Here is a 19,858-nt window from a genome sequence, read left to right as displayed (position 1 = left end):
GCGGCAGGAACGCGGTTGCGACATGATCGAGGTGCTTCCAGCTCCGGATGGGTCAGGTACGCAGCTGCGGCTGCGTCCCCCACGGGCGCTCGATGCCCGGCAGTTCGTCCTGTTGTTTGCCGTGTTGTCGGGAGCGATGTGGCTGGTCTCTGCCCTCGGGTGGGTGGCTGGCAACGCATTCGCCCCCCTGTTCGCGCTGCTGTACAGCCTGTTGCTGGCAGCCGCCCTGCGTGCCTTGTGGCGCAGCGGTGAACGGCAGGAGGAGATCCGGGTCGTGCCGGCGTACGTGGAGGTCATCCCCGTACCCGGTGGATCGCCGGTGTTCCGGGCCCACCCCCATTGGGTGCGCCTGCTCACCGACGACGAGAGGGTCCGGCTGGCATCCAGCGGACGGCAGGTGGAGGTGGGGAGTTTCCTCGCGCCGGCCGAACGCCAGACGCTCGCTGAAATGCTTGAAGGCTTGCTCGCCGCCAGCGATGGCGGCAACCGACGACGCTAAGGGTCTAGGCAATGAAGCAAAGCAGCAGGTGGGGCACGAAGTGCGTTGCAGCGGTCGCCAGCCTGGTGGCCGGGGGACTGGTTCCGGCAGGGGCATGGGCGCAGGCCGCCGATCCCAAGCCGTGGCAGCTGAACATGGGCAAGGGGGTCACCCAGACCTCGCGCCTGGCCTGGGAGTCGAACAATCTGTCGTTGATCATCTGTACGGTGATCGGGGTCATCGTGTTCGGCGCGATGGGCTATGCGATGTTCAAATTCCGCAAGTCCAAGGGCGCGGTGGCGGCCACCTTCAGCCACAACACCAAGGCCGAAGTGATCTGGACGGTGATCCCGGTGATCATCCTGATCGTGATGGCGTGGCCGGCCACGGCCAACCTGATCAAGATGTACGACACCCGCGATGCCGAGATGACGGTGAAGATCACCGGCTACCAGTGGATGTGGAAGTACGAATACCTCGGCGAGAACGTCACCTTCACCAGCCGCCTGGACCGTGAATCGGACCGCGTGCGGCAGAGCGGCGTGGTACCCACCCGCGAGAGTAACCCGCACTACCTGCTGGACGTGGACAACCGCCTGGTACTGCCGGTGGATACCAAGGTCCGCTTCGTCATCACCTCCGACGACGTGATCCATGCCTGGTGGGTGCCGGCGCTGGGCTGGAAGCAGGACGCCATTCCCGGCTTCATCAATGAAGCGTGGACCAGCATCGAGCAGGCCGGTGTGTACCGCGGGCAGTGCGCCGAGCTGTGCGGCAAGGACCATGGCTTCATGCCGATCGTGGTCGAGGCGGTGTCCAAGGAAGACTTCAAGCAGTGGCTGGCCCAGCGCAAGCCGGCACCGCCCGCACCGGCCACGCCTGCTGCGGCACCGGCCGAACCGGCCGCGCCTGGCAGCGAAGCTCCGGCTGCGCCGGCAGCCCCGGCAGCAGCCGAAGCCGGCACCGCACCTGCCACCGCGGCCAGCGGCGCGTGATGTAAAGCCCGCGGCCGTTCGCGGCCGTGGCGACAACCGATTCTGAGAGGTGTTTTGCGATGGCGCACTCGGCAGTTGGGCACGACGATCACCACCACCACCAGAGGTTCTTCGAGCGTTGGTTCTTCTCCACCAACCACAAGGACATCGGCACGCTGTACCTGGGCTTCAGCTTCATCATGTTCATCATCGGTGCGGCGATGAGCGTAGTGATCCGGGCCGAGCTGGCGCAGCCGGGCCTGCAGTTCGTCAAGCCCGAATTCTTCAACCAGATGACCACCGTGCATGCACTGGTGATGATCTTCGGCGGCGTGATGCCGGCCTTCGTCGGCCTGGCCAACTGGATGATCCCGCTGCAGATCGGCGCGCCGGACATGGCGCTGCCGCGCATGAACAACTGGTCGTTCTGGCTGCTGCCGGTGGCCTTCAGCCTGCTGCTGCTGACCCTGTTCCTGCCGGGTGGCGCGCCGGCCGGTGGCTGGACGCTGTACCCGCCGCTGTCGCTGCAGGGCGGCTACAACGTGGCCTTCAGCGTGTTCGCCATCCACGTGGCCGGCATCAGCTCGATCATGGGCGCGATCAACATCATCGCCACCGTGCTCAACATGCGCGCGCCGGGCATCGACCTGCTGAAGATGCCGATCTTCTGCTGGGCCTGGCTGATCACCGCCTTCCTGCTGATCGCGGTGATGCCGGTGCTGGCCGGTGCGGTGACCATGCTGCTGACCGACAAGTTCTTCGGCACCAGCTTCTTCAATGCCGCCGGTGGCGGTGACCCGGTGATGTACCAGCACATCTTCTGGTTCTTCGGCCACCCGGAGGTCTACATCATGATCCTGCCCGCCTTCGGCGTGGTCAGCGAGATCATCCCCACCTTCAGCCGCAAGCCGCTGTTCGGTTACCAGGCGATGGTGTACGCCACCGCCGCCATCGCCTTCCTGTCGTTCATCGTCTGGGCCCACCACATGTTCACCGTGGGCATGCCGCTGGGCGGCGAGATCTACTTCATGTTCGCCACCATGCTGATCTCGATCCCGACCGGTGTGAAGGTGTTCAACTGGGTCAGCACCATGTGGCGCGGTTCGCTGACCTTCGAAGCGCCGATGCTGTGGTCGGTCGCCTTCGTCATCCTGTTCACCATCGGTGGCTTCTCCGGCCTGATGCTGGCCATCGTGGCGGCCGATTTCCAGTACCACGACACCTACTTCGTGGTCGCCCACTTCCACTACGTGCTGGTGACCGGTGCGGTGTTCGCGCTGATCGCGGCGGTGTACTACTGGTGGCCGAAGTGGACCGGGCGCATGTACAGCGAGAAGTGGGCCAAGGTGCACTTCTGGTGGTCGATCGTGTTCGTCAACCTGTTGTTCTTCCCGCAGCACTTCCTCGGCCTGGCCGGCATGCCGCGGCGCATTCCTGATTACAGCGTGGCGTTTGCCGACTGGAACCTGATCAGTTCGATCGGTGCGTTCGGCATGTTCGCCACGCCGTTCATGATGGCCGCGATCCTGCTGTCCTCGCTGCGCAATGGCGAGAAGGCCGAGGCCCGTTCGTGGGAAGGCGCGCGTGGCCTGGAGTGGACGCTGCCGTCGCCGGCACCGGCACATACCTTCACCACGCCGCCGACGATCCGTCCGGGGGATCTGGCCCATGACGACATCACGCATTGAGGTGGGGCATGCATAACGAGAGCCCGCTTCCGACCGGTAGAGTCGAGCCATGCTCGACTGACAAAAAGCAGCCGAGCATGGCTCGGCTCTACAACAGCGAGAGCAACGGCGTCGAGCTGCAGCGCCAGCGCGCCAGGCGCACCGCCCTGTGGGTCGGTGCCATCGCCGTGCTGGTCTACGTTGGCTTCATCCTCAGCGGGGTGATCGGCCGATGAGCGAGACGCCCGCCACCACGCCGTCACCCAGCGCCGGGCTGCCGCGCCTGATCGGTGTGGCGGTGGCGGTGTTTCTGCTGACGTTCTCGCTGGTGCCGCTGTACCGCATCGCCTGCGAAAAGGTGTTCGGCGTGCGCCTGGAGCGCGGCCCCGGCAGCGAGGCCAGCACTGGCGCCGCCACCGGCAAGCGTACCGTGCGCGTGGAGTTCGATGGCGGCGTCAATTCGCGGTTGCCGTGGTCGTTCCATCCCGAGCAGCTCACCATGGACGTGGTGCCCGGTGAGCTGAACGAGGCCTTATACTTCGCCCGCAACGACAGCGCCAATGCCGTGGTCGGCAGCGCCGTGCCCTCGGTGGCGCCGGCGCGCGCGTCGGGCTTCTTCAGCAAGACCGAATGCTTCTGTTTCACCGCGCAGACGCTGCAGGCCGGCGAGAAGCGCGACATGCCGGTGCGTTTCATCGTCGATCCGGACCTGCCGCCGGAAATCAAGACGATCACCCTGTCCTACACCTTCTACCGCAACGACGCGCTGTCCGATCGGCTGGCACCTGCCGCCACCTCGGAAGGCGCGCACGCCGCTCCCTGACCCGGATACCGACATGGCCCAGACACCAACCGACGCCAACGTGTACTTCGTCCCGGCCCAGAGCCGGTGGCCGTTCGTGGGGTCCATCGCGATGATGGTGACCATGGTCGGCGTGGCCAGCTGGCTCAACGATGCCAGCTGGGGGCGCTGGACCTTCTACATCGGCATCGCGATGCTGGTGCTGACCCTGTTCTGGTGGTTCAGCGACGTGGTGCGCGAATCGCAGGCCGGCCACTACAACCGCCAGGTCGACGGCTCGTTCCGGATGGGCATGGTCTGGTTCATCTTCTCCGAAGTGATGTTCTTCGGAGCGTTCTTCGGCGCGCTGTTCTACACCCGCAACCTGGGCCTGTCCTGGCTCAGCGGCGAAGGCCGCGGGGTGATGACCAACGAACTGCTGTGGCAGGGCTATTCAGCGGGCTGGCCGACCAACGGACCGGCCGCGATCGGCGGTGCGTTCCAGACCATTCCGGCCTGGGGCCTGCCGCTGATCAACACGCTGATCCTGCTGACCTCCGGCGTGACCCTGACCATCGCCCACCATGCCCTGAAGGCCGGCAACCGCCGCCAGCTGCTGGTGTGGCTGGGCGCCACCGTGCTGCTCGGCCTCGGCTTCCTGACCCTGCAGGCGGAGGAATACATCCACGCCTACAAGGAGCTGAACCTGACGCTGGGTTCGGGCATCTACGGTTCGACGTTCTTCATGCTGACCGGCTTCCATGGCGCGCACGTGCTGCTGGGCACGATCATGCTGATCGTGATGTGGCTGCGTTCGGCCAAGGGACACTTCACCCGCGACAACCACTTCGCGTTCGAAGCCGCTGCGTGGTACTGGCACTTCGTCGACGTGGTGTGGCTGATGCTCTTCATGTTCGTCTACGTGCTTTGACCGCGCGCGGCGCCGGCGGTCTCAGCCGCCGATGCCATGCGGTTTGATCCAGCCCATGTAGATGCACACGATCACCAGTACGATCAATGCGACCGACACGCCGATGCGGCGCGTCAGTGCATTGACCGTGCGCTTGGTCTGGCCGCGGTCGACCAGCAGGTAATACAGGCCAGCGCCCAGATTCCAGACGATGACGATCAGAAACGCGATTACCAGCAGGGTCTTCAGCGAATCACTCATGCGCGGCTCGAGGGCAGGGTGGATGCGCCTATCTGACCGCGTTTGTGCGGACTTGTCATGATGCGCCAGCACACGCGCGTGATCGGCTGGCTGCTGGCGGTGCTGACGATGGCCGCCTTCACCGCATTGGGGTTCTGGCAGCTGCAGCGCATGCAGGCCAAGCAGGCGCTGCTCGATGCGCAGGGGCCGGCGGTGGCGCAGGCACTGCCGCTGGCGCAGGCGCTGGCGGCATCGGGCGCCCTGCATGGGGTGGCCGATCACGGCCGCTTCCTGCCCGGGGTGGTGCTGCTGGACAACCAGACCCGGCAAGGCCGCGCCGGGGTGAAGATATATCGCCCGTTCCAGAGCGACGGCGGCAGCGTGCTGCTGGTCGACCTGGGCTGGCGCGCGCTGCCGCCGGACCGCACGCTGCCGGATCTGCCCGCGCCGCCTTCGCCGGTGGCGGTGCGCGGGTTGCTGGCGCCGCCACCGGCCGCAGGCCTGGCGCTGGGCCCGGCGTTTTCCAGCACCGGCAAGCCCGGGCGCTGGCTGGCCAGCCGCCTGCCTGCCGAAGGCCTGGCCCGCGCGCTGGGCCTGGCCGCGCTGCCCGACCGCGTGCTGCGCCTGGACCCGGCCCTGCCGTTCGGCGACGCACGCGACCTGGACCTGCTGCCGAACACGCTGCCACCGCAGCGCCACCTGGGCTACGCCGTGCAGTGGTTTGGCCTGGCCCTGACCGTGCTGGTGGTGGCGCTGGTGCTGGAACGGCGCCGACGGCGGCGTTGACCGGCTTCGGTGGGTGCCGACCTTGGTCGGCACCCTCTCCCCGGACCAAGGTCGGGGGCTACCAGAGCATCGACCGCTTCCTTCCACCCAACCATGAGAAAATGCCCCGCATGAACACTGCTACGTCCCCGCAGGCGCGCGGTTCCGGCCGCCGGACCCTGGTGCTGCTGTTCGCCGTGTTCTTCGGGGCGATGGCGCTGGCCGCTGTGCTGCGTTTCACCGGCTGGCAGCCCACCGGTCACCGCAATGCGGGCCAGTTGCTGCAGCCGACCGTGGACCTGCGCCAGCAGGCCCCCACGCTGGCCAACGGCCAGGCTTACCCGTGGAACCCCGAAGCGCGGACCTGGCGGTTGCTGGTGGCCCCGGCCGGCGCCTGTGACGCACAGTGCGTCACTTTGTCGCAGGGACTGGGCAAGGTGTGGCAGCTGTTCGGCCATAACGCCGATAATGTGGACATCCTGTGGCTGGGTACGCCACCGGCGTCGATCGCCTCGCTGCCCGCGCTGCGGCCGCTGGCCCCGTCGCCAGCCCTGCGCGCGGCCCTGCCGGGCGTCGATGATCCGGCGGGACTGCCGGTCTACGTGATCGATCCGAACGGCTTCGTGATCATGCGCCATGCCCCCGGCAGTGACCTGGGCGGCCTGCGCAAGGACATGGCCACGTTGCTGAAACTGAAGTGAGTCCTGTTTGATGAGCCTTTCCGCGCGTCCGGCGCTGCATCGCAACTTCCACCGCCTGGCGTGGTTCGCCATGATCATGACCGCCAGTACGATCATGTTCGGCGCCTTCGTCCGCCTGTCCGATGCCGGCCTGAGCTGCCCGGACTGGCCGACCTGCTATGGCCAGGCCACCTGGCCGCAGCACGTGGAAGAAACCATCGGCCACCCGGCTGCCGAGATCCGTCCGCTGGAAACCCACAAGGCCTGGCGTGAGCAGGTGCACCGCTTCCTGGCCGGCGCGCTGGGCATCGAGATCCTCACCCTGGCCCTGCTGGCCACCCGCAAGCGTCGCTTCGGAAGCACGGCGGTGGTGACCGCCTGCGTGCTGGTGGCCGCTGGCATACCGCTGTACATGATGGGATGGCATGGCACGGCCAGCACCCTGGCGCTGGTGGGTGAGGCGATCCTGCTGATCGCCGCGCTGCGCTGGAGCAACATCGACCTGGCGCGCGCGGCCCTGCTGACCCTGGCCGTGGTGATCTTCCAGGCCCTGCTGGGCATGTGGACGGTGACCCTGCTGCTGAAACCCATCGTCGTGATGGGCCACCTGCTGGGCGGCATGCTGATGTTCGGCCTGCTGGTGTGGATGGCCTGGCGGGCAACGCACCTGCCGATCACCCTGGCCGAAGCGCCGAAGCTGAAGTGGCTGCTGCGCATCGGCGTGGCCGTGCTGGTCACCCAGATCGCCCTCGGCGGCTGGGTCAGCGCCAACTATGCCGCGCTGGCCTGCGGCGGCGGCAGCGCCTCGCTGGACAACTTCCCGCGCTGCGCCAACCAATGGTGGCCGCAGCACAACTTCGCCGAGGGCTTCACCCTGTGGCGTGGCATCGGCGTGGATTACGAAGGGGGCGTGCTGGATGGCGCCTCGCGCATCGCCATCCAGATGGCGCACCGCCTGTTCGCGATCGTCGTTGCTGCCTACCTGCTGTGGCTGGGCCTGCGCCTGTTCCGCGTGCCCAGCATGCGTGGCTGGGCCAGCGCGCTGGTGGCGCTGCTGGTGCTGCAGGTCACCCTGGGCATCCTCAATGTGAAGCTGGCCCTGCCGCTGGAAGTGGCCGTGGCCCACAACGGCGTGGCCGTTGCCCTGTTGTTCGTACTGGTCAGCCTGCTGGCCCGCCTGCGTGCCCCGGACTGATTCCATGTTTTCCAGATATCGCCAGTACTGGGACCTGACCAAACCCAAGGTCGTGGCCCTGATCGTTTTCACCGCCCTGGTCGGCATGGTCCTGGCCATTCCGGGCGTGCCCAGCTGGGAACAGGTGCGCGCCGGTGCGCTCGGCTTCCTCGGCATCTGGCTGGCCGCATCGGCCGCCGCGGCCATCAACCAGCTGCTGGATGCGCACATCGATGCGCAGATGGCGCGTACCTCGTGGCGCCCGCTGGTGGTGGGCAAGGTCAAGCCGTGGCAGGTGCTGGTGTTTGCCGGCGTGCTGATCGTGCTGTCGATGGCGATCCTGCTGCTGTGGGTGAACTGGATCACCGCGGTGCTGACCTTCGCCTCGCTGATCGGCTATGCGGTGATCTACACCGTGTACCTGAAGCGCGCGACCTCGCAGAACATCGTCATCGGCGGCCTGGCCGGCGCGATGCCGCCGATGCTGGGCTGGGCGGCGATCACCGGCATGCAGGGTCCGTCGGACTGGGCGTACTCGTCGCTGCTGGTGCTGATCATCTTCATCTGGACCCCGCCGCACTTCTGGGCGCTGGCGATCTTCCGCCGCGAGGACTACGCCAAGGCGAAGATCCCGATGCTGCCGGTCACCCACGGCGTGGTGCACACGCGCAGGCAGATCCTGGTGTATTCGGTGGTGCTGGCGCTGGTCTGCGTGGTGCCCTACCTGGTGGGCATGAGCGGGCCGTTCTACCTGGGCGGGGCGATCGTGCTCAATGCCGTCTTCCTCTGGTACGCCTGGCGCATGCTGAACCCGCCGGACGAGCTGTTCTCGATGAAGATGTTCCACTATTCCATCGTGTACCTGATGGCGCTGTTCGCGTTCCTGCTGGTGGACCACTGGATCCTGCCCTGGATGTAAGGGCTGCCTGATCGCGCGGACATCCACGCATGGCGTGGATCTACTTGAACCGCGGTTGCGGCGTCGCCATAGCTGTTCCTGACCTCAAGGAAAGGAAGGAGCAGGGATGCATTCGATCTTCCGCTGGATCATCGCGCTGCTGCTGGCGCTGGGCATCGCCGTGAGCGCGCATGCCGACGACACCGCCGCGCAGATCCGCCAGCACGCCGCCGACCATCGCATGCTGGTGCTGGGCGAATTCCATGGAACCCGCGAGACGCCGCTGCTGGTGCGCCAGCTGATGGACGACTACAGCCGCGATGGCACGCCGGTACTGCTGGCGCTGGAACTACCGCGTGCCGAGAACCCCACGCTGCGCGAGTACCTGGTTTCCAATGGCGGGGCCGCGGCACGCCAGCGCCTGCACGGCCGCGCGTTCTGGACCGTGCATGACGATCAGCACGATGGCCGTCGCAGCCGCGACATGCTGGCGATGATCGAAGACCTGCGCGCGCTGAAGGCGCAGGGGCGTGTCATCGACGTGGTCGGCTATGACGTCGACAACAGCGATGGCGGCAATCAGGCACGCGACGACCGCATGGCGGCCGAGCTGCGCCGGCTTTACCGGCGCCTGCCGGAGGGCGCACGGATGCTGGTGCTGACCGGCAATGTGCACGCCATGCTGCAGCGGCCGGCCGATGCGCCGCCGGAGATGCAGACTCAGCCGATGGCATCGCTGCTTCGCGACCTGGATATCTACAGCGTGCGGCTGGAAGCGCAGCGCGGCCATTTCTGGGCCTGCCTGGATCGCTGCAAGGCGTTGCCGATACGCGAACAGACGGCGCGCGCGCCTGAGGTCGATACCGATGCCGGGCGCCAGTACGACCTGTGGCTGTGGATGCCGGCGCTGAGCATCGGCACGCTGGTGGGGCAGTAGATCCACGCCATGCGTGGATGAGGTTCCCGCCGAATCCGGTGCATTTGATGTCGGCTTCTTCTCGCTGGGTTCGACACTGTGCCAGGTAACCAAGCTGTCACGCTGTAGGGAATTGCCGTGCTGCCAACGTGCCGCGAGCGATGGGTCACAGATCCGCACTCATCCGCCCAACGGCGCGCTCCAACGTGGATACACAGGACTGGCGAGATGACTCGCAGTCCTGTGGAGCAAGGTGATCGCGATGCGTTTCCTTCTGCTGTGTGGTGCCATTGTGGTGATTGCGGTGAATGCACCTGCATCTACACGTTTTGAAGACCCCGATCCGGTCGGACAGTGGCTGCGACAACGCGGCATGCAGGCGACTACGCAGGGCGGCACGCCGCCAGCGGGCAGTTACCGCGTCGTGGGATTGGCTGAGCTGGACGCCCCTGAAGAGGTGAAGCAGCAGCTTCGCGCTGATATCGAGCGATCCAAGGGTGTCGTGCGGGTTGCGGAAGGGGGCATCCCAACGCAGGCCGAAGTGCTGGCTGCCTTGCCCCGCACGCAGCGTTCGGCGTCGGAACTACGCCAGCGCCTGCCGCAGCCACCCAGCAGGCTGGAAGGCAGTCTTCTGGGCCCCGCCGAGCTGATCGGCATGGAGCCCAGTGGCAGGTTGGATGGAGGAACGTCCTCGGGGCTGAGCCGCTTCTACCGGCTTGAGGGTGTCGGCATCGTGGAGTTCAGGGAGAACAGCTTCCTCGCCGCGGGCATGCAGATCGAGGTCATCGCGGAGGCACAGAACACCTTGGTGAACGGCAAGCCCGCTTACCTGGGGAGGACCGTGGATGGTGACGGCCGTACCCGCGTGGAACTTGCCTGGACCGGCGGCAGCAAGACTTACAGCCTGGTTGTCACGGGTGAGCCGGGGAGCGATGTGGAGCGCAACGCCCGGATGTTGCACGACATCGCGGCGGCCATCGTGGATTAGCGGCGGCGCGAGCGTCATCCACGCATGGCGTGGATCTACTGCGGGGTAACGCCATCCGCGGTTTGGTAGATCCACGCCACGCGTGGATGGGTTCCCCGCAAGAAAACCCGCGCGCCCAATCAGGGCGCGCGCTTCGCATACCGCTGCGCGATCACGCCGCAGACGATCAGCTGGATCTGGTGGTAGATCATCACCGGCAGCACGATGGCACCGAGGCTGCCACCGGCGAACAACACTTTGGCGATCGGCACGCCGGTGGCCAGGCTTTTCTTCGAGCCGCAGAACACGATCGCGATCTCGTCTTCGCGGTTGAAGTGCAGGCGGCGGGCCAGGAAGGTGATCAGCGGCATCGCGATGCCCAGCAGCACGGCAGCGACCACGGCCACGGCGAACAGGGACAGCAGCGGCGTCTTGCTCCACAGCCCTTCGGTCACCGCTTCGCCGAACGCCGAATACACCACCAGCAGGATGGTGGCCTGGTCGGTGTAGCGCAGCAGTGCACGCTGCTTTTCCACCCAGCCGGCAATCCACGGCCGCAGCAGGTGGCCGGCCACGAACGGCACCAGCAGCTGCAGCATGATGCCGCCGATGGCATGCAGCGGGTCGTGCACGCCGCCGGAGGTGCCGGCCAGTGCGGTCAGCAGCAGCGGCGTGAGGAACACGCCGAGGATGCTCGACAGCGAGGCGCTGCACACCGCCGCCGGCACGTTGCCGCGCGCCATCGAGGTGAAGGCGATGGACGACTGCACGGTGGAGGGCAGGGTGCACAGGAACAGCACGCCCAGGTACAGCTCCGGCGTCAGCAGCCAGCCCGACAGCGGCTTGAACAGCAGGCCCAGCAGCGGGAACAGGATGAAAGTGCAGGCGAGGATGGTCAGGTGCAGCCGCCAGTGCAGCATGCCGCCGATGATCGACTCGCGCGGCAGGCGCGCGCCGTGCAGGAAGAACAGCGCGGCGATGGCCACGGTGGTGACATCGTCCAGCACGATGGCGGCGGCGCCCTTCATCGGCAGCAGCGAGGCCAGGCCGACGGTGCACAGCAGGGCGAGGGTGAAGTTGTCCGGTCGCAGGCGCGACCACCAGCGGGTCATGGTGGGCAGGCTCCTTGGTACGTGAGGTTCAGGGCGAAGTAGCCGGTTCCGCCAGGCGTTGCCGGGTGGCGGCTTCCAGGGATGTCAGGCCGGCGCGCTGGCCCAGCTTCAGGGCCTGCTCGGCGCTGGCCTGTTCGTAACGCGCATTGACCAGGCCGAGCACGGCGCCGGCGCGGTTGCCCGAGGCGCAGTGCAGCAGCACCGGGCCCTGGCTCTGCTGCAGGGCCTGGTGCACGGCGCGCACGTTGGCGGCATCCAGGCCGGCGGCGCCGGCCACGGGAATGCGCACGTAGCGCAGGCCCAGCGCTTCGGCCTGTGCGGTTTCGTCAAAGCCGCGGTCTTCATCGGGCTGGCGCAGGTCGATGACGGTGCGCACGCCCTGCGCGGCCAGCGCCTGCAGCTGTGCGGCACTGGGCTGGCCACCGGCATACAGGCCGGGGCGGACTTCGTTGAGCGGCGTGTCCCCGGCCCAGGCGGGCAGGGTCGTGCAGAGTGACAGCAACAGCAGGCAGGTCAGGCGCAGCAGCATGCTCTCTCCGTGGTCGGGCTGCCGCTACAGGCGCAGGGTGGCGCGGGCCTTCAGCAGCTCGCGCAGTTCGTACTTGTCAGTATCGTCCAGGCCCTGCTGGCGCTGCTTTGCCAACAGTTCGTCCAGACGTTGCACCAGCAGTTGTTTCTCCAGCTGGGCCACCGCGTCGTGCAGTTCCTGGGTCCACATCGCGTCGTCGCCGGGCAGGGTCTGCGCGGCCAGCGTATGCAGCGAGGCCTGCTCTTCGCGGCCGTCGAAATGTTCCAGCAGCGCGCCGGTGCTGATGTCCGGGCGCTGTTCGACCAGCCCCAGCAGTTCCAGCAGCAGCTCCACGCCGGGCAGGCGCAGGCCCTGGAAATGGTGCTTGCCGCCCAGGGTCATCGCCAGCGAGGGCTGCTGCAGCAGCACGGCGATGGCACCGCGCACCAGGCTGCGCTTGGCGATGGGCTGGATCTGCCGGGCCGGCGCGCGCTGCGGCATCGGCGCGCGTGTGGCCGCGCCAGTGCCACCGCCCAGGCCGGTCAGCTGCGCCAGCTGCTGCTTCATCAGGTCGCCGAAGGCGCCATCGGGAATCTGCGCCAGCATCGGCTTGGCCCGCTCGGCCAGGCGCGCCTTGCCGTCCAGCGTGCCGAGGTTGATCTCGCGGGTCAGTTCATCGAAGAAGAACTGCGACAGCGGCGTGGCCTGCTTCAGGCGGTCGTTGAAGACCTCGGCGCCTTCCTTGCGCACGATGGTGTCCGGGTCCTCGCCATCGGGCAGGAACAGGAAGAACGCCTGGCGTCCATCCTTCATGCGCGGCAGCACCGATTCCAGCGCCTTCCAGCCGGCGCGGCGGCCGGCGGCGTCGCCGTCGAAGCAGAAGAACACATCCGGCGCGTTGCGGAACAGCAGCTCGGCGTGGTCCGGCGTGGTGGCCGTGCCCAGCGTGGCCACCGCCTGGGTGACCCCGAACTGGAACAGCGAGACCACGTCCATGTAGCCCTCGACCACGATCAGCCGCTCGATCTTCTGGTTGGCCTGGCGCACCTGCCACAGGCCGTACAGTTCGCGGCCCTTGTGGAACAGCGCGGTTTCCGGCGAGTTGAGGTACTTGGGGCCGTCGTCCTTCTCGAACACGCGACCACCGAAGGCGATGACACGGCCACGGCGATCAAAGATCGGGAACATCACCCGGTCGCGGAACTTGTCGTAGACGTGGCCGCGGTCGTTCTTGGAGAACAGGCCGGCGCGATCGAGCAGCTTCATCCGTCGCTCGTCCTTGCCCAGCGCATCGCGCAGGCCGCTGTAACCGTCCGGCGCGTAACCGATCTGGAAGCGCGCGCGGTTTTCCTCGTCCACGCCGCGGCCGTCCAGGTAGGTACGCGCCTTCTCGCTGCCTTCCAGGTTCTTCTGGAAGAACTTCGTCGCCGCATCCAGCGCCGAGTACAGCTCGCGGCTGTCGTCCTGCTGCTGGGCGTTGCGCGGGTTCTCGCTGCGCGGCACTTCCATGCCGGCGCGCTTGGCCAGTTCGTCCACCGCATCGAGGAATTCGAGGCGGTCGTAGTTCATCAGGAAGCTGATGGCGGTGCCGTGCGCGCCGCAGCCGAAGCAGTGATAGAACTGCTTGGTGGGCGAGACCGTGAACGAGGCCGAGCGCTCGTCATGGAACGGGCAGCGCGCCGCGTATTCCTTGCCCTGGCGCTTCAACGGCACGCGGCTGCCCACCACCTCGACGATGTCGGAGCGGGCCAGCAGGTCGTCGATGAATGCGTCGGGGATACGGGCCATGGGCAGCAGGGCAGGGGCGCGGCCGGTGGCCACGCGAGGCGGAACGATCAATCCGCCTAGTTTACTCCCTGTCGGGCAGGGGGCCGGCGCTGGCCGGATCGATGCCGGCTGCGGCCAGATGGGTGCGGGCGCGCAGGCGCTCGTCGATCACCGCGGTCATCAGCGCGCCGACGAAGAACACCACGGTGGCGTAGTAGATCCAGACCAGCGAGATGACCAGCGCGCCCATCGAACCGTAGGCACTGCCCGGGGCCACGGTGGCGATGTAGACGCCGATGCCATAGCGGCCCAGCGCGAACAGCGCCGAGGTGATGACGCCGCCGATGAAGGCCTGGCGCCAGGCCACGCGGCGGTCCGGCAGATAGTGGTACATGAAGGCGAAGCCGACCGCGTACAGCAGCAGGCTGGTGAGATAGCCGATGGCCGGCAGGATGGACGGCAACTGGGCGAAGGCCACCTGCAGCATGGTGGTGGCGGTCATCGACAGGATCAGCAGGAAGCCCAGCGCCAGCACCACGCCGAAGGAGAACACGCGCTTGCGCAGCCAGGCCTTGATGCCCTCCAGGCGCTCGCCGCTGGTGCGGAAGATCAGGTTCAGCGCGTTCTGCAGCTGGGCGAACACAGCGGTGGCACCGATGAACAGCAGCAGGGTGCTCCACAGCCCGGCCAGCGAGCCGACGTCGGGCTGGTTGTCGGCGTTCTTCAGCACGGTCTCGGCCACGGTGGCCGCGCTGCTGCCAGCGGCGTCGCTGATCTGTCCGACCAGGGCCTGCTGCGCAGGCGGGTACAGCGAAGCGGTCAGCCACAGCAGCAGCACCAGCAGTGGTGCCATCGACAGCAGGGCGTAGAAGGAGACCGAGGCGGCCTGGGTGAGCACGTCGATCTCGACGAAGCGCTTGCCGACGGCCATGGGAAAGCTGTCCTGCAGGCGCTGGACGTACTTGCGCAGATTCACGGGGACGGGGGACACAGGTTCAACCATGTCCGTGTTGTAGCAGCCCGGGGTCGAAGGCGCGGTGAAGCATCGCGGCGTTGGGGTCAGAGCCCTTTCGCGTGGCGAAAGGGATCCGACCCCGGCTGCTGGCTTACGACAGCTGCTGCTTGACCAGCTTGGACACCAGGCCCATGTCGGCCTGGCCGGCCAGCTTGGGCTTCAGTGCGCCCATCAGCTTGCCCATGTCGGCCGGGCCGCTGGCACCGGTCTCGGCAATGGCGGCCTGGATGGCGGCGACGATTTCGGCTTCGCCCATCTTGGCCGGCAGGTAGGCTTCGATCACCACGATCTCGGCGCGCTCGATCTCGGCCAGGTCTTCACGGTTGGCCGCTTCGTACTGGCTGACCGAGTCCTTGCGCTGCTTGACCATCTTGTCCAGCACGGCGATGACGGCGGTGTCATCCAGCTCGACACGCTCGTCCACTTCCTTCTGCTTGATGGCGGCGTTGATCAGGCGGATCACGCCCAGCTTGTGCTTTTCGCCCGCCTTCATGGCGGCCTTCATGTCGTCGGTGAGCTGCTGCTTCATGCTCATGAGGAACCTCGTGGTGGTGGTGGGGCAGGGGCGGATGCCCGGGCCCGGAAACGCAAAAAGCCGGCGACGCTTGCGCGTGCCGGCTTCGGCTCCACTGCGACAGGCAAGCCCATCGCAATGAAGATGCGTCCGATCAGTACAGGCGCTGACGCTTGGTGACGTCGCGCGACGAGCGGCGCAGCTGACGCTTCACAGCAGCGGCGGCCTTGCGCTTGCGCTCCTGGGTCGGCTTTTCGTAGAACTCGCGCTTGCGGGTTTCGGCCAGCACACCGGCCTTTTCGCAAGTGCGCTTGAAGCGGCGAAGAGCAAACTCGAAGGGCTCGTTCTCGCGGACTTTGACGCTGGGCATGGAATCTCCGGGACACAGTAGAACCGGGTCACGCCCGGCGAGCCGCACATTATAGCGGCGAAAAGACAAACTGCAAGCGGCCAACCCTGAATACGGGCCGGGGTTCGAAAGCAGAGAGATCTGCACGTCCCCCGAGGGGGCGGCAGGGGCGTCATAATAGCAGGCATGCGAGTCCTTGGCATCGAATCTTCCTGTGATGAGACCGGCGTGGCGGTGTATGACACCGACCTGGCCGGCAGCGCGGCCCTGCGCGCCCATGCGGTCTACAGCCAGATCGCCCTGCACGCCGAGTACGGCGGTGTAGTGCCCGAGCTGGCCAGCCGCGACCACGTCCGCAAGCTGCTGCCACTGGTGCGACAGACCCTGGCCGAGGCCGGCCTGGGCGTGGGCGACATCGACGGCGTGGCCTATACGGCCGGCCCTGGCCTGGTCGGCGCCCTGCTGGTCGGCGCGGGCGTGGCCCGTTCGCTGGCCTGGGCGCTGGAGGTGCCGGCGGTGGGCGTACACCATATGGAAGGCCACCTGCTGGCCCCGTTGATGGAAGACGACCCGCCGCAAGCCCCGTTCGTGGCCCTGCTGGTGTCCGGCGGCCATACCCAGCTGGTGGCGGTGGACGCCATCGGCCAGTACCGCCTGCTGGGCGAGACCCTGGACGATGCGGCCGGTGAGGCCTTCGACAAGACCGCCAAGATGATGGGCCTGCCGTACCCGGGTGGCCCGCAGCTGGCCAGGCTGGCCGAGCAGGGCACGCCGGGCGTCTACCGCTTCGCGCGGCCGATGACCGACCGCCCGGGGCTGGATTTCAGCTTCTCCGGCCTGAAGACCCAGGTCCTGATGGCCTGGCGCGACAGCGACCAGAGCGAACAGACCCGCGCCGACATCGCCCGCGGCTTTGAAGATGCGGTGGTGGAAACCCTGTCGATCAAGTGCGAGCGCGCGCTGGAAGCGGCCGGCACCAACGTGATCGTGGTGGCCGGCGGCGTGGGCGCGAACAAGCGACTGCGCGCCCGCCTGCAGCAGATGGCCGAGCGCCTGGGCGGCCGCGCCTGCTTCCCGCGCCCGGCGCTGTGCACCGACAATGGCGCGATGATCGCCTTCGCCGGCGCGCTGCGCCTGCAGGCCGGCCAGCACAACCCGCCGAAGGTGGAAGTCACCCCGCGCTGGGACATGGCGACCCTGCCGGCGGTCTGAACCGTATCGCCGGACCGCGGCCGGCGGACGCATCACGGACGGCCGGCCAACGGCGATGCCGCCAGCACCGTCGTCGCCCGCTCATGGCGCTGCAGCCACCCCAGGGTGTGCGGGCAGCGCGCATGGATCAGCCGCCCGATCGCGGCCAGATCGGCACCGATGTCGCGCTCGAGGATGGGTTCGTGGTGGGCGATGCGGTTGCGCAGGTGGCGGATGCGGCCAATATCCGCGTGGATGGCTCTCCGGATGACACTGGGGTGGGCGGAAGGCGCATGGCGCAGGACCCCGCTGAGTGCCGGTATCCACAGCGTGGAGTCGAAGCGACATGTGAATAGCTGCTGCCAGAACACCATTGGCAGGTTGGCGACGATCTCAGGTGTATCGCTTTCACGGCTGGCAAGTTGTTCCAGTGCCGTGCGTGGGGAAGTGCTGGACGAAGTTGGCAGTCTGCGTCGGAAGGCATCATTCCAGGGCCAACGTGGACCGTGCTGCCGAGCGAGAACCGTTGCCGCAGCGTTGCGGGTGACCACTTCGCACAGATGGACCGGCATCATCAGCGCACCGCACAGCCGCATGTTCCATAGGTAGAGGGATTCGGCTGTAACGTGGGGGGCGCAGGTCAATGCGATTCTCTCGTAAGTAGACAGACGCTCCGCTGACAACGCGCGCCGCAATGCATCGTATGAAGCCATCGTGATGTGCGGTGGTGAAGATGGATCGATGTTGGCCAGTCACGCGGGCAACAACCATCAGGGAATGCCGTTGGCCGGGCGGCCGATTCCCTGTGTTTCGCCTCGGACGAACACCTGACCTAATCTGTCGGAATTGGCCTTGACCGGCGATCTGGACCTTGCCTACTCTACGTGCCTGCGCCACCGGGACTCGCGGCTGTTCAACAGCTCCCCCCGGGGACAAACGGTAGTACCAGAGGGCCCTGCTAGCGGGGCCCTTTGTTTTTTCCGTCATCAGCAGTTGCCGCAATCGCCTCTCGCGTCGGACAGGACCGATGGGATACCTTCGCCAGCGTGTGCTTCGGGACTCGCGGCTGGTTACCAGCTCCCCCCGAGGACGTTGAGAGGTACCAAAGGGCCCCGCTAGCAGGGCCCTTTGTCTTTCCCGCCCCTGCCACATCCCACCCACGCCGCCGCCCGTTCCGGGCAGGCTCACCGCCGTGCCGTTACCATGGCCGCCTGTATCCGGCTGGTAACCGCAATGGACAAGGTTTTCATCGAAGGGCTGACGATCGACGCCCTGATCGGCATCTACGACTGGGAACGGCGGATCCGGCAGGACCTGGTGTTCGACCTTGAAATGGGCTTCGACAACCGCCGCCCGGCCGCCTCCGATGACATCGCCCATACCCTGAACTACAAGGCGGTGAGCAAGCGCCTGGAGCAGTTCGTGCGCGAATCGGAATTCGGCCTGGTCGAAACCCTTGCCGAGCGCTGCGCGCAGATCGTGCTGGACGAGTTCGACGTGAAGTGGCTGCGCCTGAAGCTGAGCAAGCCCGGTGCGGTGCGCGGCGCGCGCGCGGTGGGCGTGATCATCGAGCGCGCGCGCGACTGACCGGTCGTGCCGGCCGCTGGCCGGCAACCTCAATAAAAACAAAGAAGGAGATGAAGGATGGTGGATGCGGTGGTGGCGGTACAGTGGCTGGAACAGCTGCAGATGACACTGGAACCCTATCCCGGCGCCTACCTGGCGTTGATGATCGCGGCGCTGCTGATCGCCGCCGGCCTGGCCAACTGGGTCACCAAGCGCATCCTGGTGCGTGGGCTGCGGCGGCTGCTGCAGCGCCTGCCCGGTGCAGAGTCCGGGCGTGGCAGCCACCTGATGCGGGTCATCGCGCGGCTGTCCAACGTGGTGCCCAGCCAAGTGATCGCCTCGGGCATCACCTTCATTCCCGACCTGCCGCCCGGCCTGGTCAACATCATCGTCAAGCTGTGCATCGTGTGGGCGGTGCTGACCGTGTCGCTGGCGTTCTCGCATGCGCTGGATGCGGCCAACAGCCTGTACGAGCGCAAGCCCGATGCGCGCAACAAGCCGATCAAGGGCTACCTGCAGGTGGTCAAGATCGTGGTGTTCGTGGCCGCTGGCCTGTCCATCGTCGCCACTCTGCTGGGGGTGAAGATCGGCCCGCTGGTGACCGGCCTGGGCGCGGCCACCGCGGTGCTGATGCTGATCTTCCAGGACACCATCCTCTCGCTGGTGGCCAGCGTGCAGATCAGTGGCGATGGCCGCGTGCGCCTCGGCGACTGGATCGAGATGCCCAGCCAGAACGCCGACGGCGATGTCATCGATATCGCCCTGCACACCATCACCGTGCAGAACTTCGACAAGACCATCACCACCATCCCGACCAAGAAGCTGGTCACCGAGTCGTTCAAGAACTGGCGCGGCATGCAGGAGGCCGGCGGCCGCCGGATCAAGCGCGCGCTGTACCTGGACCAGCACAGCGTGGGCTTCCTGGATGCCGACGGGCTGCAGCGCCTGGGCCAGTTCGCCCTGCTGGGGGATTACCTGCGCGACAAGGCGCAGGAACTGGAGCAGTGGAACGGGCGCCTGCGCGAGCAGGGCATGGCCGAGGTGAACAGCCGCCGGGTCACCAACCTGGGCACGTTCCGCGCCTATGTGGAGCGCTATCTGCGCAGTCACCCCGGCGTCCATACCGATATGACCCTGCTGGTACGGCAGATGCAGCCCACCACCGAGGGCCTGCCGCTGGAGATCTACTGCTTCACCCGCAGCACCGCCTGGGGCGTCTACGAAGGAGTGCAGTCGGACATCTTCGACCACCTGCTGGCAATCCTCCCGGCCTTTGGCCTGCGGGTTTTCCAGGCCTCCAGCGACGCCATGTTGCTGGCGGGGCAGCGCGCACTGGCCGGCTCGGAGTAAGCTCCACCCTCGCGTCCGCCCCCGTATGGGACGCCC

At 66.9% G+C, this 19,858-nt stretch carries 23 protein-coding genes; 15 read left to right on the top strand and 8 right to left on the bottom strand.

Annotation, left to right across the window (positions count from 1 at the left end):
• Positions 1–22 precede the first annotated feature (22 nt).
• Genes VER16_RS10320 through VER16_RS10295 form a run of 6 tightly spaced genes read left to right on the top strand, consistent with a single transcriptional unit; the run spans position 23 to position 4,831 of the window.
• Positions 23–499 carry a DUF2244 domain-containing protein gene (locus tag VER16_RS10320; protein ID WP_108767493.1) on the top strand — a complete coding sequence of 159 codons (477 nt, stop codon included), beginning with the start codon at positions 23–25 and terminating at the stop codon, positions 497–499.
• A gap of 11 nt (positions 500–510) precedes the next feature.
• Positions 511–1,473 carry a cytochrome c oxidase subunit II gene (gene coxB / locus VER16_RS10315; protein ID WP_324807811.1) on the top strand — a complete coding sequence of 321 codons (963 nt, stop codon included), beginning with the start codon at positions 511–513 and terminating at the stop codon, positions 1,471–1,473.
• Positions 1,474–1,532: 59 nt separating this feature from the next.
• On the top strand, positions 1,533–3,140 hold the full coding sequence (gene ctaD, locus VER16_RS10310; protein ID WP_324807809.1) for a cytochrome c oxidase subunit I: 1,608 nt from the start codon (positions 1,533–1,535) through the stop codon (positions 3,138–3,140).
• An 8-nt stretch (positions 3,141–3,148) separates the two neighbouring features.
• A complete protein-coding gene (locus tag VER16_RS10305; protein WP_108751937.1) occupies positions 3,149–3,355 on the top strand; it encodes a hypothetical protein in 207 nt (68 codons plus the stop codon).
• Positions 3,352–3,942 (top strand): cytochrome c oxidase assembly protein, encoded by a 591-nt coding sequence (locus tag VER16_RS10300; protein WP_324807806.1) that lies wholly within the window; start codon positions 3,352–3,354, stop codon positions 3,940–3,942. The genes VER16_RS10305 and VER16_RS10300 overlap by 4 nt, the downstream gene beginning before the upstream one ends.
• A 13-nt stretch (positions 3,943–3,955) precedes the next feature.
• Entirely contained in the window at positions 3,956–4,831 is an 876-nt protein-coding gene (locus VER16_RS10295) for a cytochrome c oxidase subunit 3 (protein WP_324807803.1), read from the top strand.
• 21 nt (positions 4,832–4,852) lie between these two features.
• On the opposite strand, the gene VER16_RS10290 is transcribed toward VER16_RS10295, so the two are convergent.
• Positions 4,853–5,071: a twin transmembrane helix small protein gene (locus VER16_RS10290; RefSeq protein ID WP_049468560.1), complete on the bottom strand. Its 219-nt coding sequence runs from the start codon at positions 5,069–5,071 to the stop codon at positions 4,853–4,855.
• Positions 5,072–5,128: 57 nt separating this feature from the next.
• On the opposite strand from VER16_RS10290, the gene VER16_RS10285 reads away from it, so the two are divergent.
• The 6 genes from VER16_RS10285 (at position 5,129) to VER16_RS10260 (ending at position 10,471) form a co-directional block, all read left to right on the top strand.
• Positions 5,129–5,836 (top strand): SURF1 family protein, encoded by a 708-nt coding sequence (locus VER16_RS10285; RefSeq protein WP_324807800.1) that lies wholly within the window; start codon positions 5,129–5,131, stop codon positions 5,834–5,836.
• 110 nt (positions 5,837–5,946) lie between these two features.
• Positions 5,947–6,516: a hypothetical protein gene (locus tag VER16_RS10280; protein WP_324807798.1), complete on the top strand. Its 570-nt coding sequence runs from the start codon at positions 5,947–5,949 to the stop codon at positions 6,514–6,516.
• Between the two features lie 10 nt (positions 6,517–6,526).
• Entirely contained in the window at positions 6,527–7,690 is a 1,164-nt protein-coding gene (locus tag VER16_RS10275) for a COX15/CtaA family protein (protein ID WP_324807796.1), read from the top strand.
• A gap of 4 nt (positions 7,691–7,694) precedes the next feature.
• Positions 7,695–8,588 (top strand): heme o synthase, encoded by an 894-nt coding sequence (cyoE, locus tag VER16_RS10270; RefSeq protein WP_324807794.1) that lies wholly within the window; start codon positions 7,695–7,697, stop codon positions 8,586–8,588.
• Between the two features lie 106 nt (positions 8,589–8,694).
• Positions 8,695–9,504 carry a calcium-binding protein gene (locus VER16_RS10265; RefSeq protein WP_324807793.1) on the top strand — a complete coding sequence of 270 codons (810 nt, stop codon included), beginning with the start codon at positions 8,695–8,697 and terminating at the stop codon, positions 9,502–9,504.
• A 241-nt stretch (positions 9,505–9,745) separates the two neighbouring features.
• Positions 9,746–10,471 (top strand): hypothetical protein, encoded by a 726-nt coding sequence (locus VER16_RS10260; protein WP_324807791.1) that lies wholly within the window; start codon positions 9,746–9,748, stop codon positions 10,469–10,471.
• A 119-nt stretch (positions 10,472–10,590) separates the two neighbouring features.
• Here VER16_RS10260 and VER16_RS10255 read toward each other — a convergent pair whose 3' ends face one another.
• From VER16_RS10255 to rpsU, 6 genes are all read right to left on the bottom strand, one after another.
• Positions 10,591–11,562 carry a bile acid:sodium symporter family protein gene (locus tag VER16_RS10255; protein WP_150455479.1) on the bottom strand — a complete coding sequence of 324 codons (972 nt, stop codon included), beginning with the start codon at positions 11,560–11,562 and terminating at the stop codon, positions 10,591–10,593.
• A gap of 28 nt (positions 11,563–11,590) precedes the next feature.
• Positions 11,591–12,091 carry a fused DSP-PTPase phosphatase/NAD kinase-like protein gene (locus VER16_RS10250; protein ID WP_324807788.1) on the bottom strand — a complete coding sequence of 167 codons (501 nt, stop codon included), beginning with the start codon at positions 12,089–12,091 and terminating at the stop codon, positions 11,591–11,593.
• A 24-nt stretch (positions 12,092–12,115) separates the two neighbouring features.
• Positions 12,116–13,858, bottom strand: coding sequence for a DNA primase (dnaG, locus tag VER16_RS10245; protein ID WP_324807838.1), 1,743 nt, complete (start codon positions 13,856–13,858; stop codon positions 12,116–12,118).
• A gap of 61 nt (positions 13,859–13,919) precedes the next feature.
• Positions 13,920–14,840, bottom strand: coding sequence for a YihY/virulence factor BrkB family protein (locus VER16_RS10240; protein ID WP_324807785.1), 921 nt, complete (start codon positions 14,838–14,840; stop codon positions 13,920–13,922).
• A 103-nt stretch (positions 14,841–14,943) separates the two neighbouring features.
• Positions 14,944–15,387 carry a GatB/YqeY domain-containing protein gene (locus VER16_RS10235; protein ID WP_324807784.1) on the bottom strand — a complete coding sequence of 148 codons (444 nt, stop codon included), beginning with the start codon at positions 15,385–15,387 and terminating at the stop codon, positions 14,944–14,946.
• Between the two features lie 133 nt (positions 15,388–15,520).
• Entirely contained in the window at positions 15,521–15,736 is a 216-nt protein-coding gene (gene rpsU, locus VER16_RS10230) for a 30S ribosomal protein S21 (RefSeq protein ID WP_002808376.1), read from the bottom strand.
• Between the two features lie 165 nt (positions 15,737–15,901).
• On the opposite strand from rpsU, the gene tsaD reads away from it, so the two are divergent.
• Entirely contained in the window at positions 15,902–16,927 is a 1,026-nt protein-coding gene (tsaD, locus tag VER16_RS10225) for a tRNA (adenosine(37)-N6)-threonylcarbamoyltransferase complex transferase subunit TsaD (protein WP_324807780.1), read from the top strand.
• A gap of 32 nt (positions 16,928–16,959) precedes the next feature.
• On the opposite strand, the gene VER16_RS10220 is transcribed toward tsaD, so the two are convergent.
• Positions 16,960–17,619 carry a hypothetical protein gene (locus tag VER16_RS10220; RefSeq protein ID WP_324807778.1) on the bottom strand — a complete coding sequence of 220 codons (660 nt, stop codon included), beginning with the start codon at positions 17,617–17,619 and terminating at the stop codon, positions 16,960–16,962.
• A 520-nt stretch (positions 17,620–18,139) separates the two neighbouring features.
• On the opposite strand from VER16_RS10220, the gene folB reads away from it, so the two are divergent.
• Entirely contained in the window at positions 18,140–18,493 is a 354-nt protein-coding gene (folB, locus tag VER16_RS10215; RefSeq protein WP_164280819.1) for a dihydroneopterin aldolase, read from the top strand.
• A 57-nt stretch (positions 18,494–18,550) separates the two neighbouring features.
• Positions 18,551–19,822, top strand: a complete 1,272-nt coding sequence (locus VER16_RS10210) for a mechanosensitive ion channel family protein (protein WP_324807774.1) — start codon at positions 18,551–18,553, stop codon at positions 19,820–19,822.
• The last annotated feature ends 36 nt before the right edge of the window (positions 19,823–19,858 follow it).

The sequence above is a fragment of the Stenotrophomonas sp. genome (assembly GCF_035634915.1).
Classification (GTDB): Bacteria; Pseudomonadota; Gammaproteobacteria; order Xanthomonadales; family Xanthomonadaceae; genus Stenotrophomonas.
This window is presented reverse-complemented; position numbering and strand designations above follow the sequence as displayed.